At 63.4% G+C, this 18,355-nt stretch carries 8 protein-coding genes (1 of these 8 cut by a window edge); 5 read left to right on the forward strand and 3 right to left on the reverse strand.

The window, feature by feature from the left end; all coding sequences use genetic code 11:
• Together QOM08_RS19420 and QOM08_RS19425 are read right to left on the reverse strand one after the other, a co-directional pair.
• Nucleotides 1-11,003 carry the 5' portion of a non-ribosomal peptide synthase/polyketide synthase gene (locus tag QOM08_RS19420; protein WP_316912013.1) on the reverse strand. The gene continues 1,348 nt to the left of window position 1, outside the view, so 11,003 of the gene's 12,351 nt are visible here — the first part of the coding sequence; the start codon lies at nucleotides 11,001-11,003; its stop codon lies beyond the left edge, outside the window.
• 263 nt (nucleotides 11,004-11,266) lie between these two features.
• On the reverse strand, nucleotides 11,267-12,001 hold the full coding sequence (locus QOM08_RS19425; RefSeq protein WP_316912014.1) for a thioesterase II family protein: 735 nt from the start codon (nucleotides 11,999-12,001) through the stop codon (nucleotides 11,267-11,269).
• A 144-nt stretch (nucleotides 12,002-12,145) separates the two neighbouring features.
• Between QOM08_RS19425 and tam the strand changes: the two genes are divergently transcribed.
• The 4 genes from tam (at nucleotide 12,146) to QOM08_RS19445 (ending at nucleotide 16,850) form a co-directional block, all read left to right on the forward strand.
• Nucleotides 12,146-12,916, forward strand: coding sequence for a trans-aconitate 2-methyltransferase (tam, locus tag QOM08_RS19430; protein WP_047230458.1), 771 nt, complete (start codon nucleotides 12,146-12,148; stop codon nucleotides 12,914-12,916).
• A 76-nt stretch (nucleotides 12,917-12,992) separates the two neighbouring features.
• Complete coding sequence (locus QOM08_RS19435; RefSeq protein WP_316912015.1) at nucleotides 12,993-14,126, forward strand: cupin-like domain-containing protein; 1,134 nt, start codon at nucleotides 12,993-12,995, stop codon at nucleotides 14,124-14,126.
• A gap of 107 nt (nucleotides 14,127-14,233) precedes the next feature.
• The gene (locus tag QOM08_RS19440) at nucleotides 14,234-15,034 is read left to right on the forward strand and encodes an SDR family oxidoreductase (RefSeq protein ID WP_316912016.1); all 801 of its coding nucleotides are present in this window, start codon (nucleotides 14,234-14,236) and stop codon (nucleotides 15,032-15,034) included.
• A complete protein-coding gene (locus tag QOM08_RS19445) occupies nucleotides 15,027-16,850 on the forward strand; it encodes a glycoside hydrolase family 15 protein (protein WP_139049522.1) in 1,824 nt (607 codons plus the stop codon). The genes QOM08_RS19440 and QOM08_RS19445 overlap by 8 nt, the downstream gene beginning before the upstream one ends.
• 153 nt (nucleotides 16,851-17,003) lie before the next feature.
• Here the strand turns inward: QOM08_RS19445 and QOM08_RS19450 are convergent, their stop codons facing one another.
• Nucleotides 17,004-17,366 carry a DUF6124 family protein gene (locus tag QOM08_RS19450; RefSeq protein WP_316912017.1) on the reverse strand — a complete coding sequence of 121 codons (363 nt, stop codon included), beginning with the start codon at nucleotides 17,364-17,366 and terminating at the stop codon, nucleotides 17,004-17,006.
• 604 nt (nucleotides 17,367-17,970) lie between these two features.
• Here QOM08_RS19450 and QOM08_RS19455 point away from each other — a divergent pair.
• On the forward strand, nucleotides 17,971-18,348 hold the full coding sequence (locus QOM08_RS19455) for a hypothetical protein (protein ID WP_139049520.1): 378 nt from the start codon (nucleotides 17,971-17,973) through the stop codon (nucleotides 18,346-18,348).
• Nucleotides 18,349-18,355 lie beyond the last annotated feature (7 nt).

Consider the following 18,355-nt stretch of genomic DNA (forward strand, 5'->3'; position numbering starts at 1 on the left):
GAGGTGTAGATCACGTAGGCGAGGTTGTCGGGCGTCACGGTTGTGTGGGGTGCGCTCAATGGGTAGTGCGCCAGGTCGAGCTGATCCAGCATGAGCACGGCGGTTTCGGCCGGTACGCTCAGCGTTGCCGCCACCGATTGTTCAGTCAGCAATACCCGCGCGCGGCTGTCGTCGAGCATGTAGGCCACGCGCTCGGCCGGGTAATCCGGGTCCAGCGGCACGTAGGCGCCACCGGCCTTGAGCACCGCCAGCAGGGCAATCAGCAGGTGCTCGGAGCGCGGCATCGCCACGCCCACACGCACTTCCGGGCCCACGCCCATTTCGATGAGCTGGTGAGCCAGGCGATTGGCGCGGCCATCGACTTCGCTGTAGCTCAGTCGGGTATTGGCGAAGGTCACCGCCAGGGCATCCGGTGTGGCCTCGGCCTGGCGAGCAATCATCTGGTGAATGCACAGCGCTTGTTCGAAGGGCGCATCAACCGGGTTCCAATCGTGGGTCAGACGCTGATGCTCATCGAACTCCAGCATCGACAGTTCACCCAGGCAACGCTCGCCGCTATCGGTCATCTGGCCCAGCAACTGAGCCAGATGGGTCGCCAGTCGCGTCACTGTGGCGGGTTCGAAACTGGCCCGCTGGTAGCTCATGTGCACCGACAACTGCCGATCCAGGCCCACCAACAGCGTCAACGGGTAGTTGGTCTGCTCTTGGGTGGCCGCCGGACCAAAGCGCAGGCCATCCGGCGCGCCCTGTTCCAAGGCCTGGGCAATCGGATAGTTTTCGAACACCAGCAAACTGTCGAACAGCGCTTCACCGCCCTGCCCGGCCCAGCGCTGGATGTCCAGCAACGCGGTGTGCTCAAACTCGCGCAGCGCCAGGTTCTGTGCTTGTAGCGCTTGCAGCCAACTGTCCAGGGACTGCTCGGCCCGAGGGCTGGCGATCACCGGCAGGGAGTTGATGAACAGGCCGATCTGCTGCTCGATACCGGGCAAGTCCGCCGGACGACCAGCCACCGTCGCGCCGAAGGCCACGGTGTCTTTGCCGGTGTAACGCTGCAACAGCAGCAGCCACGCGGCCTGCACCAGCGTGTTGACGGTGACTTTCGAGGCACGGGCGAAAGCTTCCAGACGGCGGGTCAGCGTCTCGTCCAGGACCTGCACGTGATCGCCGTAGCCCGTGTCGGCCTCCCCGGACTGCGCAACGGCATCGGCCAGCCTCGTCGGGACCTCCAAACGTTGCAGCGCAGGCTTCCAAAACGCTTCGCTGGCGGCACCATCCTGGCGTTGCAGCCAGGCGATGTAGTCGCGGTAACGACTGCCGTGAACCGAGACGCTCTGGCCGCTGTAGCGCTGCAACACTTCCCCCAGCAACTGGGAATTGCTCCAGCCGTCCATCAGGATGTGATGATGGGTGTAGATCAACTGATAGCGCTGCTCATCGAGCCGCACGATCAGCAGTCGCAACAGGGCCGGCGCGCTCAGGTCCAGCTGCCGACGCTCGGCTTCGGCCAGGGCCTGCAAGGTTTCATCGCGCTGCGCATCGTCCCGCAAATCATGCAAGCGGTAAGGCAAGTCCAATTGCTTGCTGACGATCTGCACCGGATCTGGCAGGTCACCCTGCCAGACAAACCGTGTGCGCAGGATGTCATGGGCGTCCACCGCCGCCTGCCAGGCTTGACGGAAACGTTGCGGCTCCAGACCTTCAACGTCCAGGCGCAATTGGTTGATGTAGTCGCCCGTGGCGTCGCCGTAGACGCTATGGAACAGCATCCCTTGTTGCATCGGCGACAGTGGATACAGGTCGGCGATCTGCGCCGTCGCCACCGGCAAATCATCGAGTTGCTGCTGGTTCAGGCGGGCTAGGGGGAAGTCCGACGGCGTCACGCCGCCATGCTCGCCGTGGCAGCAATGTTCGATCAAGCCTTGCAGCTCGCGGGCGTAATCGTCGGCCAGGGCCTGAACGGTGGCTTCGTTGAACTGCTCGCGGCTGAAGGTCCAGCCCAGGTTCAGTTCGCCGCCAAACACTTGGCCGTTCAGCGCCAGGACGTTGGCCAGCGGAGCCTGGGCGTTCAATTCATCGCCGGCGCCTTCGCTGGCCGGCACGAACAAGGCACCTTGCGCTTCGCTGAAGCTGGCATCGAACTGCCCCAGGTAATTGAAGGTCAGCTGCGGTACCGGCAGCCGGGCAAGGATCGCCTGCGTCGGGTTATCCGCCAGATGAGCCAAGGCACCGAAACCCAGGCCTTTGTTGGGGATCGAGCGCAACTGCTCCTTGATCTGCTTGAGAGAGCTCCCCAGGTCCATCGACGGCGTCAGTCTGGCCGGGTACAGGCTGGTGAACCAACCGACGGTGCGGGTCAGGTCCACGTCATCGAACAACGCTTCGCGGCCATGGCCTTCGAGCTGGATCAACGCGCTGTCGGTGCCGGTCCAGCGCACCATGACCCGGGCCAAAGCGGTGAGCAGCAGATCATTGACTTGGGTGCGATAGGCCTTGGGCGCGTCTTGCAGCAGTTGGCGGGTCAATGAAGCATCGAGCCGGGTGCGTACCGTCAGCGCGAGGTGGTTGTGCTGGCCGCCCTGGGGATTGTCCATCGGCAACCGCCCATCGACACCCTCCAGCCGGGTCTGCCAGTAGGCCAGTTCTTCCTGCAACGACGCGCTGCGGGCATAACCTTGCAAACGTTCGGCCCAGACCTGTGCCGAGGTGGTTTTCGCCGGCAACTGCAGCATCCCGCCGTCGGCCAGTTGCCGGTAGGCGCTTTGCAGATCGTCGAACAGAATCCGCCACGACACGCCATCCACCACCAGGTGATGGATCACCAGCAACAGCCGCTGGCTGCCATCGGCCAGCGTCGCCAGCACCGCCCGCAGCAGTGGCCCGTCTTGCAGGTCCAGGCTGCGTTGCGCGCGGTTGGCAATGTTTTCCAGCGCCTGGGCGTCAGGCACGTCCACCGCCCAAAGCAGCTCTGCGCAGTGGCTGGCCGGGGACCGGTAACTGGCCTGCCAGCCCTCGCTGCGTTCGCTGAAGCTCAAGCGCAGGCCATCGTGGTGCACCACCAGCGCGCTCAAGGCTTGCGCCAGCACGCGGGCATCCAGAGCATGCGTGGGTTTGAGCATCACCGCCTGGTTCCAGTGCTGACGCTCAGGGATCGCCTGCCCGAAGAACAGCCGTTGCACCGGCAACAGGGTCAGCGTACCGCTCACCGGCCCTTGATCGATGACGTGCGTGGTTTCACCCGAACGCGCCACCACCGCCAACGCTTCGATGGTCTGGTGCTGGAACAAGTCTTTGGGGGTGAAGTGAATACCGGTCTGACGGGCGCGGCTGACCACCTGGATCGAGACGATGGAATCGCCCCCCAGTTCGAAGAAGTTATCCCGCAGGCCGACTTGCCCGAGCTTGAGCACGTCCTGCCAGATGGACGCCAGTTGCTGCTCCAGGGTGCTGCGCGGTGCCACGTAGCGTTGCTGCAATTGACTGACGTCAGGCTTGGGCAGGTTCTTGCGGTCGAGCTTGCCGTTGGGGGTCAGTGGCAGGCGTTCGAGCAGCAGCAGATAGGCCGGAACCATGTGCGCCGGCAGGGTGGCCTTGAGTTGGTCGCGCAGGTGCTCGGTGAAATCGGCACGCGGCGCCATTGATTCATCGGCCACCACATAGGCCACCAGACGCTTGCCGCTGCCGGCGCTGCCTTCCTGGGCGACCACCACCGCTTCACGCACGCCCTCGAGGGCTTGCAGGCTGGCTTCGACCTCTCCCAGTTCGATACGGAAACCACGAATCTTCACCTGGTTGTCGATGCGGTCCAGGTAATCGAACGTGCCGTCGGCGCGCTGGCGCACCAGGTCGCCGGTGCGGTACAGCAAGCCACCACCAGCACTGAACGGGTCGGCGATAAACCGCTCGGCCGTCAAGCCTGGGCGGTTGAGGTAACCACGAGCCAGACCGCTGCCGCCCAGGTACAGCTCACCGGCCATGCCTTGGGGCAGCAGGTTCAGGTCGGCGTCCAGCACGTAAGCGCTGCGGTCGCCGATGCGGCTGCCGATGGGCGCATACGCGGCGGCGCACACCTCGTCACGACCCGCTTTCCAGATCAGCGGCGTGACCACGGTTTCGGTCGGGCCGTAGCCGTTGATGATGAAATCTGGATTCAAGGCACGCTTGACCCGTTCGAAACTGGCGTTGGCCACCGCATCGCCGCCAAAGCAATAGATCCGCACCTTCGGCGGGTTGCCTTCGCGCTCGGCGTGTTCGGCCAGTTGTTGCAGGTACACCGGCGGGAACGCCACCACCGTCACAGCGTGCTCGCGCAGGGCGTTGTAGGTTTGTTCCGGGGTCCACAGGCTGTCATCGCGAATCAGCAAGGAGGCACCGTGGGTCAGGCTGGTGAGCCAACGCTCATGGGCACCGTCGAAGGCGAAGGACATGAAATGGAATTCGCAATCGCTGCTGTGCATTTCATAGCGCTCGCCGATGGCCTGGCAGTGCATCGCCAGCGGACCATGGGCCACACTCACACCCTTGGGATTTCCGGTAGAACCGGAGGTGTAGATCACATAGGCGAGGTTTTGCGGGTCGATCTGGACGGACGGTGCGCTCAGCGGTTGCTGGCTCAGGTCCAGGCGATCGAGCTCCAGCACCTGGGCGGCGCCTTCCAACGGCAACTGCGCCGACACCCGGGAGTCGGTGAGCAACAACGCCAGCCCTGAATCCTCGATCAGGTACGCCAGGCGTTCACGGGGATAGCCGGTGTCCAGCGGCACATAAGCACCGCCGGCCTTGAGCACCGCCAGCAGCGCGACAATCACCCCTTCGCTGCGCGGCAAGGCCACGCCGACCCGCGTTTCCGGGCCCACACCATGGGCCATCAGTGCGTGGGCCAATTGGTTCGCCCGCCGCTCGATGTCGCCATAGCTGAAACGCTGACCGTCAAAGATCACCGCCGTGCTGTGCGGGTTTAGCGCTGCCAGATGGGCGATGCGCTGGTGTACGGCAATGTCGGTCGGGTATGGCTGCGGATGGTTGGCCGCCTGTTGCCGAGCCTGCTCCTCGGCGCCGGCCAAGGCGATTTCCCCCAGGTTGCGCACCGCCGATTCGGCGAAGCGTTCCAGCAGTTGCAACAGGTGCTCGCTGATGCCGGCGATGGCCGCCGGGCTGAAATGCGCCCGGTCGAAACTGTAATGCAGCGCCAAGTTCTGGCCAATGGTCACCGCAACGCTCAACGGGTAATGGGTTTGCTCCTGGTGCGTGACCTCACCGAACACCACGCCCTGCCCGGCGCCTTCTTGCAGGGCCTGAGCGATGGGGTAGTTTTCGAACACCAGGATGTTGTCGAACAGCGCTTCGCCGCCCTGCCCGGCCCAGCGCTGGATGTCGGCCAACGGCGTGTGCTCGAAATCGCGCAGGCTGAGGTTCTGCGCCTGCACCGCTTGCAGCCAGGCGCCGACCGACTGATCCGGGCGCGGTGCGGCGATTACCGGCAAGGTGTTGATGAACAGGCCGACCTGTTGCTCGATGCCCGGCAAGTCCGCCGGACGCCCGGCCACGGTGGCACCAAAGGCCACGCAGTCGTGACCGGTATAGCGTTGCAGCAACAACAGCCACGCTGCTTGCACCAGGGTATTGAGGGTGACTTTCTGCTGGCGGGCAAACTGTTCCAGGGCCTGGGTGCGCGGGACGTCCAGGGTCTGGAAGTGATCGCCATGACCGCTGTGGATTTCGCTGGCGGACATCACTCGCGCCAAGCGGGTCGGCTCCTGCAAAGTCGCCATTTGAGCGCTCCAGAACGCCTCGCTCAATTGCCCGTCCTGACGTTGCAGCCAGGCGATGTAATCGCGATAGCGCCCGTTGGCGCTGGCCGACGTGCGGCCGCTGTAGCGTTGCATCACCTCACCGAGCAGCTGCGAATTGCTCCAGCCGTCCATCAAGATGTGGTGATAGGTGTAGATCAAATGCCATTGCCCGGCGCCGGTCTGCACCAGCACCAGGCGCAACAGCGGCGCCTGGCTCAGATCGAAACCTTGCGCGCGCTCGCTATCGGCCAGCGCGGCAAGGGCCTGCGACGGATCGCGATGCTCGCGCCAGTCCAGCACCGTGAACGGCAATTGCACCTTTTTGTGGACGATCTGCAGCGGCTGCTGCAATTGCCCCTGCCAGACGAAGCCGCTGCGCAAGATGTCCTGCGCATCGACGGTGGCTTGCCAAGCGGCGCGGAAACGTTCGGTGTCCAGGCTTTGCACGTCCACCCGCAACTGGTTGACGTACTCGCCGGCGGCCTGCTCGTAGAGGGTGTGGAACAACAGCCCCTGCTGCATCGGCGACAGTGGATAGAGATCGTCGAGCTGGCCGGCCGGCACCGGTAGCTCGTCGAGTTGCGCCTGAGTGACAGACGCCATCGGGAAATCCGACGGTGTGGCTTGCGGCGTGACCAGGTTGGCGCAATGTTCGATCAGCGCCTTGAGCTCCATGGCGTATCGATCGACCAGTTGCTGCACGGTCGCGTGGTCGAACATCTCACGGCTGAAACCCCAGCTCATCGCCAGTTCGCCGCCATAGACCTGACCTTCCACGGTCATCCAGTTGGCCAGGGGTGCCGTCGGGTCCTGGGCGACGCCACTGCCTTCGCTGGAGGGCACGAACAACGCCGCCTCATCGAACTGCCGGTCGAACTGGCCGAGATAGTTGAACGTGATGCGCGGTGGCGCCAGATCCGCCAGTTCGGCGCGCACCGAAGGTGCCGCCAAATAACGCAGCACGCCATAACCCAGGCCTTTGTCCGGGACGCCGCGCAGGTGTTCCTTGATCGCCTTGATCGACCCACCGAGATCGTCGCTGGCCGTCAGCTTCACCGCGAACAGGCTGGTGAACCAACCCACCGTCCGGGTCAGGTCGATGTCATCGAACAGCGCTTCACGGCCATGACCTTCCAGTTCGATCAGCGTGTCCGGCTGCCCGCTCCAGTGACTGATGGTACGGGCCAGCGCGGTCAGCAGCAGATCGTTGACCTGGGTGCGATACGCAGCAGGTGCCCGCTGCAGCAATTGTCGGGTCAGTTCGGCATCCAGACGCCATTCGATCTTCGCGCCGTGGGCATTTTCCAGGCTGCCTTGGGGCCGATCACACGGCAGATCCAGCGCGCCTTGGTGCTGGGCTTTCCAGTAGGCCAACTGATCGTCGAAGCGCGGCGCTTCGGCGTTCAGACGCGCGGTCCAGCTCTGGAATGCGCTGGTCTTGGCCGGCAAGGTCACGCCGCCACCCGCCGCCAGTTGTTCGTAAGCCTGCTGCAAATCTTCCAGCAACACCCGCCACGACACACCGTCTACCACCAGGTGATGGATGACCAGCGCCAGCCGCTGACTGCCGTCGGCCAGATTCACCAACATGGCGCGCAACAGCGGCCCTTCTTGCAGGGAGAGGCTGCGCTGCGCCTCGTCGCACAGCGCATTCAGTTGCTCGGCGGATTGGGCATCGCGCAACCACAGATCAGCGCTTTGCCGCAGCGGTCCGTGGCTCTGCTGCCAGCCGTCCGCGCCCGGCACAAAGCGCAGGCGCAGGGCATCGTGATGATTGATCACGCACGTCAGCGCCGCATCGAGCCATTGCCCATTCAAGGGCTCGCGAGCGGTCAGCAGCAGCGACTGGTTCCAGTGCTCACGGGCGTTCATCGGCCGCGAGAAAAACTGCTGCTGGATCGGCCCGAGGAGAACCGCGCCGGTGATGGGCCCCTGATCCACCGCACTGTGATGGTCGAGGCTGGCGATCAGGGCCAGGCTGCGCACGGTCTGGTACTGGAACAGATCACGCGGATTGATGCCGATACCGACCTGTCGCGCACGGCTCACCACTTGAATGGAGATGATCGAATCACCGCCCAGCTCGAAGAAATTGTCTTCGAGGCCGACCCGCTCCAGCCCGAGTACGTCCTGCCATATTTCAGCCAGCGCGATCTGCAGCGCATCCTGCGGCGCGACGAACGCCTGCTGCGGCGCCGCATCCGGTTGCGGCAGGGCCTTGCGGTCCAGTTTGCCGTTGGCAGTGACCGGTAATCTGGCCAACGGCATCAGGTAGGTCGGCACCATGTATTCCGGCAGACTGCCCAGCAGCCACGCTTTGAGGTCCTGCTGCCACTGCTCGTGCGGGTGGGTGTTTTCCAGCACCAGATAACCCACCAGATGCTTGCCGTCCTGCACCAACACCACCGCCTCGCGCACCAGTGGGTGCTGCATCAGGCGGGTTTCGATTTCGCCCAATTCGATGCGCAGGCCACGCAGCTTGACCTGATGGTCGAGGCGGCCAAGGTATTCGATCACCCCGTCGGCACGCTGGCGCACCCGGTCGCCGGTGCGGTACAGGCGCGCGCCGTCATGGAAGGGGCACGGCACAAAACGCTCGGCGGTCAGCGCCGGGCGCTGGTGATAACTGCGCGCCAGCCCCGCCCCGCCCAGGTACAACTCGCCAGGCACGCCGTACGGCACCGGCGCCAATTGGGCGTCGAGCACGTGGGTGCGCAGGTTGGCGATCGGCCGACCGATCGGTACGCAATCGGCACCTTCGTCGACGCATGTCCAGTGGGTCACGTCGATGGCCGCTTCGGTCGGCCCGTACAGGTTGTAGAGGCTGGCGTTCGGCAGTTTGGCGAAGACCTGTTTCTGCGCATCCAGCGGCAAGGCTTCGCCGCTGCAGACGATGCGCCTTAACCCTTCACAGGTTTGCACGCCCGGTTCATGGATAAACGCCTGCAGCATCGACGGCACGAAGTGCAGCGTGCTGATGCGGTAACGGTTGATGATATCGATCAGTTGCAGCGGGTCGCGATGCGCACCCGGCGCAGCCACCACCAGACACGCACCAGCCATCAGCGGCCAGAAGAATTCCCACACCGACACGTCGAAGCTGAACGGTGTTTTTTGCAACACCGCATCGCTGTCATCCAGGCCGTACGCCTGCTGCATCCAGCACACACGGTTGACCAGTGCCGCGTGACTGTTGCCCGCGCCCTTGGGTCTGCCAGTGGAACCGGAGGTGTAGATCACATAGGCCAGACTCAACGGATCAACCGTCACCTCGGGGCGACGCTCGCTGTAACCGTCGAGCCAGCCGCTCGGCTGATCGAGCAAAATCACGCTGACGCCATCGGTTGGCAGCTCCGCCGCCAGCGAGCGCTGGGTCAGCAGCAAGGCGATGCCGCTGTCTTCGATCATGTAGGCCAGGCGATCCTGCGGGTACTCCGGGTCCAGCGGCACATAGGCGCCGCCGGCCTTGTGAATCGCCAGCAGACCGACCACCATTTCCACCGAACGCTCGACGCAGATCCCCACCAGCGTGTCCGGCCGCACACCGCGCTCACGCAGCAAATGGGCCAGGCGGTTGGCGCGGGCATCGAGTTGCGCGTAGCTCAGGCTTTGTTCGCCAAACAACAACGCCGGAGCCTCCGGGGTGCGCGTCACCTGGGCTTCAATCAGGTGATGCATGCAGCGGTCGGTCGGATAGCGTTGGGCCGTGGCATTGCCACCGTGCACCAGGGTTTTGTGCTCATCGGCGTCGAGCAGCGGCAATTCGCCGATGCGTTGCGACGGATCGGCGACCATCGCCGCCAGCAAACGCAACCAATGCCGGGCCATGCGCGCGATGGTTGGCGCTTCGAACAGGTCGTTGGCGTACGTCAGCGCGGCGTGCAGCTTGCCGGCCTTTTCGTAGGTGTCCAGGGTCAGGTCGAACTGGGTGGTGCGACCCTGCCAGTCGAGCATGCCGAGTTCCAACCCGGACGCGGTGCTGACCGTGGTGAGGTCGGCTACGTGCGGCTGATGGTTGTACATCACCTGGAACAGCGGCGTATGGCTGAGGCTGCGCTCCAGCTTCAAGGCTTCGACCAGACGCTCGAATGGCAGGTCCTGATGGGCCTGGGCACCGAGCGCGGTCTCTTTGACTGCGCGCAGCAAATCGGCAACCCGCGTCTGCCCGTCCAGTTCGGTGCGCAGCACCTGGGTGTTGACGAAGAAGCCGATCAGGCCTTCGATTTCATCGCGATTGCGGCTGGCGATCGGCACACCGACGCGGATATCGGACTGGCCGCTGTAGCGATGCAACAGCACGTTGAACGCGCCGAGCAACAGCATGAACAGCGTGATGCCATGCTGCTGGGCGGTGCTGCGCAGTTGCTCCGCCAAAGCGGCATCGATGGCAAACTCATGACGGCTGCCGCGATAGCTCGGCATGGCCGGGCGCGAGTGATCGGTCGGCAGCTCGAGCACCGGATGCTCGCTGCCCAGTTGCGCCTGCCAATACTCGAGTTGCCGCGCCTGCTCGCCCGCTTCGAGCCAGCGGCGCTGCCACAGGGCGTAGTCGCTGTACTGGATCGGCAGCGGCGCGAGTTGCGGCGACTGCCCCGCTTCATGGGCGTCGTAGCAGCGGATGAATTCGTCGATCAGCACGTTCATCGACCAGCCGTCGGAGACGATGTGGTGCAAGGTCAGCAACAGCACGTGTTCCTGCTCGTCGAGCTTGAGCAGCTTGACCCGCAGCAGCGGCCCGACCGCCAGATCGAACGGCAGCAGTGACTGTTGCTGCGCCGCCTCGGCCACCGCCCGTTCGCGCTCGGCGACCGGCAAGGCACTGAAATCCTGTTGCTCGATCAGCAGCGGCGCGCAGGTCGGCACTTGCAACAGGCTATCGTCCGCCTGACGCTGGAACACCGTACGCAGGGTTTCGTGACGCGCGACGAGGCTGGCGAAGGCCTGCTCCAGCGCCGTCAGGCTCAATGCGCCCTTGAGCCGCACCGCCCCCGGCAGGTTGTAGGCCGCGCTACCGGGCTCCAGTTGCCAGAGGAACCACATGCGCTGCTGGGCGTAGGACAAGGCTTGGCGATCTTCGGCTTCAACGCCCTGGGGGATGGGGAAACCGCTGAACTCGACGCCCTCCTTGTCCAGCGCCGCCAGGAACATCCGGCGCTTGTCCAGGGGCAACCCGATAAACCGGCGAGCAAGTTTCAAGGCGTCTTCAGCATTCATTTCTGGGTATCCGGAATCAGTGGGCACAAGGCACAAAGGCATGTCGTCCCTATAAAACGAATGCAGACCGGAAAAATTAGCGCTTGAGAATAGAGGTCAGGAAAGAGGGAAATCCGTGGCGAGGGAGCTTGCTCCCGCTCGACTGCGCAGCAGTCGCAGAAGCTCCCGGCCGCAAAAGAACCGACGCCTGGTAGGGGTCGCTTCGCAACGCAGCGGGAGCAAGCTCCCTCGCCACAAAAGCAGATTGTTTGTGAATCAGAGCATCAGGCGCTGATTGCTAACCCATGCCGTCGATGATGCACGCTCAACTGATCCTTGATCAGGCGCAGCACCCTGGCCTCGTGCTCATGGATAAAAAAGTGCCCGCCCGCCAGCATGTCCACCGAAAAGCTGCCGGAGGTTTCCCGGCTCCAGCCGATCAGTTGCTCGGTGCTGGCCTTGTCGGTGGTGCCGCCGAGCACGTGCACCGGGCATTTGAGCGGCGTTCGGGTTCGCGGCTGGAAGCGCCCGCACAGAAGAAAATCCGCCCGCAGCACAGGCAAGGTCAGGGCCATCAATTCTTCATTGGCCAGGACTTCTTCGCTGGTGCCATTGAGGGTGCGCAGTTGTTCGATCAATTCAGTATCGGTTTTCGGTGTGGCAAAACCGCGGTCGTAATCGGCGCGCATCGTCGGCGCCGCGGTGCCCGAGGCGAACAGCGCTACCGGTTCCGGGCAGCCCAGCTCACGCAAGGCATGGGCGATTTCGCAGGCCAGCAATGCGCCCAGGCTGTGGCCGAACAGCGCATAAGGGGCCTGGAGCGTGGGGCGCAGTTCCCGGGCCAGTTGCATCGCCAGCGGGCCCATGTCGGTGTGCAGCGGCTCGCCGAAACGCGCCCCGCGCCCTGGCAGCTCAACCGGCTGCACCTGCAGCCATTGCGGCACCTTGCGCCGCCAGCGGCTGTAAACCATGGCGCTGGCGCCGGAATACGGCAGGCATAGCAAGGTCAGTTGAGTCACCGCGGTTTTCTCCGATCAGTTGTGTATGGAAGATAACGAACTGGCGACAGTCTGAATTAGTCAGTGTCGCCGTACCTGCCCCATGGCCTCACACGCCCCCTATACTGGCGGCATCTCGGCTCGCCCATCGCAAAGGAGAACGCCATGACCTGGTCTGCCAAGCAATACGTCACGTTTGAACAGGAACGCACCCGTCCGGCCCGGGACCTGCTGGCGGCCATCCCGCCGGGGCAGGCGCGCTCGGTGATCGACCTGGGGTGCGGCCCCGGCAATTCCACAGAATTATTGGTGGAGCACTTTCCCGGGGCAACGGTGCGTGGCCTGGACAGTTCCAGCGACATGATACAGGCCGCCCGCCAGCGCCTGCCCGAAGTGGCCTTCGACACCGCAGACATCGGCCAATGGGACGAACCCGGCCCCTTCGATGTGATCTTCGCCAACGCGGTGCTGCAATGGCTGCCTGACCACGCAACCCTGCTGCCGTCACTGGTCAGCAAACTGGCCGAGGGTGGCAACCTGGCGATCCAGATGCCCGACACCCTGCACCAGCCGTCCCACCGCTTGATGCGGGAAATCGCCGCCAATGGGCCCTGGGCCAGCCAACTGGCCGGAGCCGCCGATACGCGCACGGAAGTGGCCGATGCCAGCCTGTACTACTCGATCCTCAAGCCCCATTGCACCCGCGTCGATGTGTGGCGCACCACCTACCATCACCCGCTGGCCGGGGGCGCCGCCGGCGTGGTGGAGTGGTTCAAGGGCAGCGGCTTGCGGCCGTTTCTCGACCCGCTGGATGAGGTGCAACGCGGGCAATACCTGCAACAGTATCTCAACGCCGTTGAACAGGCTTATCCGGCCATGGACGATGGAACGGTACTGCTGCCCTTCCCCCGTGTGTTCATGGTCGCGACCCGCTAAACGAAGCAGCGCGGGTTAAATTTCCGGTCCCGGCCCTCGTTACCTGCTCAGACCAAAACCCACAAGAGTGACCGCCGTGGACCTGCAAACCATTCTGGGCAAACTGTTCGCCAACGCGGGCGCCGTTGGTATCGAAGGTGTTTTCCAATTCGTGTTCGGCCCCCAGCAGACGTACTGGTCCGAGGTCAGAGCCAGCAGCCGCACCCAGGCCGGTCGGCACAGCAGCCCCGACGTGACCATTGAAGTGGCGGAAAAGGACTTTCTCGGGATCATGGCCGGCCTGGCCAATGTCGAGGAGCTGTTTGCCAGCGGACGCCTGAAGATCGGCGGCAACATGGGCCTGGCGACGTTGTTGCCGCAGATCATCGAGCATGCCCGCCACGGCAGTGGCGCGGTGGAAAAGGTCGACATGAACAAGCGTTATCCCACCCCGCCGCGCTTCAGCGAAAAGCTCACCGCCAGCCTGCCGACCCAGCGCAGCGTGGAACGTCGCCCGCGCAGCGAGCTGTCGGTGCAAGCGTTTCAAGCGCGCTACCTGCCCCATGGCATTCCGGTGGTCATCAGCAATGCCTTGCAGGACTGGCCGTTGTTCAAGCTCAGTCGCGAAGAATCCCTGGTGCATTTTGCCGAGCTGCAAGGCATCACCCGCCACGGCGACTACGTGAAGAAAACCTTCTCCACCGAGCGGGACTTCCGCTCCACGTCCATGGCCGATTTCATTGCTTCTCTGGACAGCCCGGCGGTCAAGGGCGCCGATGGTGAACCGCCGGCCTACATGGGCAACAACATCCTGCCGGCGCAATTGATGGAGCAAATCAACTACCCGCCCTACTTCGACCCGTCGCTGTTCATCCCGCCACGCATCTGGATCGGCCCAAAGGGCACCCTCACCCCGCTGCACCGCGACGACACCGACAACCTGTTCGCCCAGGTCTGGGGCCAGAAAATCTTCACCCTCGCCGCCCCCCATCACCGAGAAGCCCTCGGCACCTGGTCCACGGCGCCCCAAGGCGGCCTGGACGGTTGCGATTTCAACCCGGACGCGCCGGACTACCAGCGCTTCCCCCGCGCCCGTGACGTGACCTTCCTGCGGGTGGCGCTGGAGGCCGGGGATCTGCTGTTCCTGCCTGAAGGCTGGTTCCATCAGGTGGAGTCGGTGTCCACTTCGTTGTCAGTGAACTTCTGGGTGAATTCGGGGCGGGGTTGGTGAGCGCTGATTTGAGGCGAGCGGCCTTTGTGAAGATCGCTTCACCCAAATGAACTCCACGTACCTCATACCAGTCAGCAGGTAAAGCCCTCAACTCAAGGTGCTAGACCATGCAGATATCCCTCGCCCGACAGGTTGCCCTGGTCACCGGCGCCAGTTCCGGCATTGGTGCAGGCGCGGCCAGGGTATTGGCAGACGCCGGTGCCGCGGTGGTGCTCAACTACCACTCCAGCGCCGGCCCGGCGCAAGACCTGGCCCGTGAAATCAACGCCAACGGTGGACGCGCCATCGCCGTCGGTGCCGATGTATCGAAGGAGCCGGATGTCGAGCGACTGTTCGCCCAGACTGTCGAAGCCTTTGGCACGCTGGACATCCTGGTCGCCAACTCCGGCCTGCAAAAAGACGCCGCCGCCGTCGACATGAGCCTGGAGGACTGGAACACCGTGATCGGCACCAACCTGACCGGCCAATTCCTCTGCGCTCGCGCCGCCCTGCGGATTTTCAACCAGCAGGGCATTCGCCAGGGCGTGTCCCGGGCCGCCGGCAAAATCATCCACATGAGTTCAGTGCACCAGCGCATCCCCTGGGCCGGTCACATCAACTACGCTGCCTCCAAGGGCGGCGTCCATCTGCTGATGCAGAGTCTGGCCCAGGAAATCAGCCACCAGCGCATCCGCATCAACAGCATCGCGCCCGGCGCGATCCGCACGGCCATCAACCGCGAGGTCACTGAAGGCGAACAGGAGCAGAAATTGCTGGAGCTGATTCCTTACGGGCGTATCGGCGATGTGGAAGATGTCGCCAACGCGGTGGTCTGGCTGGCGTCGGACTTGTCCGATTACGTGGTAGGCACCACGTTGTTCATCGATGGCGGGATGAGCCTTTATCCGGGGTTCCACGGCAATGGCTGACTATCACGAAACCCAAAGCCCCATCGAGAACCACGGCATCATCGGCGACATGCGCAGTGCTGCGCTGGTGAATGACCGAGGCAGTGTCGACTTTTTCTGCTGGCCGGAATTCGACAGCCCCTCGATTTTCTGCTCGCTGCTGGACACGCCGGACGCGGGGATCTTTCAACTGGCGCCGGACCTGCCTAATGCCCGTCGCCAGCAGATCTACCTGCCTGACACCAACGTACTGCAAACCCGCTGGCTGAGTGATGACGCCGTGGTGGAAATCACCGACCTGCTGCCCATCGGCGACAGCGAGGATGACCTGCCGGTATTGATCCGCAAAGTGAGCATGACCGTCGGCAGCGCGACGTTTCGCATGCGCTGCGCGGTACGCCACGACTACGCCCGCAGCCTCACCAGCGCACACCGTGACGGCGATCACATCTGCTTCGAAGCCCCGGGGCAACCTGGCTTGCGTTTGTGTTCCGATCAGGCCATGACCCTGGACGACCGGGCGGCGGTGGCCGAGTTCACGCTGGAACAAGGCCAGAGCGCCGAGTTCCTGCTGGGCGGGATTGACGACCCGCGGCTTCAGGATGACATCAGCGCAATATGCCTGGAGCGAACCCTGGCGTTCTGGCGCGGCTGGATTGGCCAATCCACCTATCGCGGGCGCTGGCGGGAAATGGTCAACCGCTCGGCCTTGGCGCTGAAACTGCTGACCTCACGCAAACACGGCGCCATCCTTGCCGCCGCGACCTTCGGCCTGCCGGAAACCCGTGGCGGCGAGCGCAACTGGGACTATCGCTACACCTGGATCCGCGACGCTTCCTTCACCGTTTACGCGTTCATGCGCCTGGGCTTTGTTGAAGAAGCCAACGCCTACATGCGTTTTCTGCGGAGCCGGGTCAGCGACTGCTGCGATCAGCCGATCAAACTCAACATCCTGTACGGCCTGGACGGCAGGTTGGAGCTACCAGAAGTCGAGCTGCCCCACCTCAGTGGCTTTGGTCATGCCAAGCCGGTGCGCATCGGCAACCTGGCCTACAAACAAGTGCAACTGGATATCTTCGGCGAATTGATGGACGCGGTGTACCTGGTCAACAAATACGGCGAAGCCATTTCCCATCAGGGCTGGAAACACGTCGTCAATGTGGTCGATCAGGTCTGTGATATCTGGCAGGACAAAGACGTGGGCATTTGGGAAATGCGCGGGGAGAAGCACCACTTCCTGCATTCGCGGCTGATGTGCTGGGTCGCTGTCGATCGCGCCATCCGCCTGGCGGTCAAACGCTCCTTGCCCGCGCCTTTCGCCCGCTGGGACCAGACTCGCCAGGCCATCTATGAAGACATCTGGACAAATTTCTGGAGCGAGGAACAACAGCATTTCATCCAGCGTCTGGGCAGCACCGCCCTCGACGGTTCGATGCTGTTGATGCCGCTTGTGCGCTTCGTCAGCGCCCGCGACCCGCGCTGGCTCTCGACCCTCGATGCCATTGAAAAAGACCTGGTGCGCGATGGCATGGTCTACCGCTACCGCAACGACGAAAGCCCCGTCGACGGCCTCAGCGGCATTGAAGGCTCGTTCGCCGCGTGTTCGTTCTGGTACGTCGAATGCCTGGCCCGCGCCGGCCGTGTGGAAAAAGCCCAGCTGGAGTTCGAACAACTGCTGCGCTACGCCAACCCGCTGGGCTTGTACGCCGAGGAGTTCGACAGCCACGGCTACCACCTGGGCAACACCCCCCAGGCCTTGACCCACTTGGCGCTGATCAGCGCCGCCAGTTTCCTGGACCGCAAATTGAGCGGGGACAAAACGCATTGGCAGCCGTGAGTCGCACGTGTGAATGAACATAAATCTTTTGTGGCGAGGGAGCTTGCTCCCGCTCGACTGCGCAGCAGGCGCAAAATCTCCAGGACACAAGGGGGGTCGCTTCGCAACCCAGCGGGAGCAAGCTCCCTCGTCACAGAGGACAGGGTGCAATGACTATCGCGTAGGCTCCGCCACTTCAATGTCATCCAACGCACGGTCAGCCAGCAACGTACCCAGCTCAATCAACTGCTGAATCCCCAGCGCAACATGCCGCCGGGAACCTTCCAGCTCGAATGCCAGGTCACTGACCATGGCGTTGGCCGAAGCCAGGGTTTCGCTGAGGCTGGTCAGCACGGATTCGGTGTTGAGGCCGGGGACCACTGAAAATATCTGGCCGTCCTGGGTGTCGGGTTTGGCTGGGGGAGACAAGTGGACATTCAGCGCCCAGTCAGCGGCTTCGCGGAGTTTTTTGGTGTCGAGGGTGGTGTAGGCGGACAGGTTTTCGGCGCGTGGAGGGTTGGGGGTGATCTTGACCATTTGTGAAGCTCCTGACTTGAAATTGAGCCCACTCACCTCGTGACCAAACGAGGGGTGGTGGGCTATACGCAGGTTGGTCAACCGGGAAGTCAGGCACCCGGCGCACTCGAAAGTGCCCCGCGCACAGCCCACCGCAAAGCATACCGACAAGCACACAAAAAAGCGCCGACATGCTGAGGTTGGCGCGTGTGCGCCTGACATTGGACGGGTGACCAAACCCGATCGCTGATTTTGCAGCGACCGGCACAGCCTAGCCCCGCCGTTTCCGAACCGGCAACCGCCACGACTCGTCGGAAAATTCCGGTTCACCTATTTTTTTGTAGGAACTCCACACCCTTGTGGCGAGGGGATTTATCCCCGCTGGGCTGCGTAGCAGCCCGTCCATAGGCCAATCCACTTTGCCAGACAGACCGAGTTGACCGTTTTCGGGGCTGCTACGCAGCCCAGCGGGGATAAATCCCCTCGCCACAGAAGCGGGCACCAACATTTCTCCATCTATCGCTGCCGCCGGTTTCAGGTTGCCAGCCCTGTAAACCCCTCCTAAGATCGATGCACTCAAGGGTGCAGCGGAGCTGCCCGACAAAACCCGATTCAAGGATCTGACATGACCCATGTAAAACGCTCTATCACCACCCCGCCCCGAACAGGCCTGACCCGGGAAGACCTCTGGGAAGGCCAGGACAAGGGCCTGATCAAGTGCTGGGAAATCGGCCGCGACCGGGCGCTGAAGTTTCCCGAGCTGGCGCAGCGTTGCCTGGCCGGTGAATTGCCGGTGCTCGGCTGGAAAGGCGGTGTCAGTCGCAGCCTGAAGAAAAACGAAAAGTTCGGCTGCCTCAAGTACCTGGCCCAATGGCAGGGCCTGCGCGGTGAAGACCTGGACATCGACCTGTCCCAGGACCGCACCCTGACCTGCTCCAGCACGAACATGATCGTGACCTTCACGCCGGATCGGGCCAAATATGTGAATCAGGAACCCGCATAACGGCAAC

Source organism: Pseudomonas sp. P105 (assembly GCF_032614175.1).
GTDB classification, from domain to species: Bacteria; Pseudomonadota; Gammaproteobacteria; order Pseudomonadales; family Pseudomonadaceae; genus Aquipseudomonas; species Aquipseudomonas rhizophila.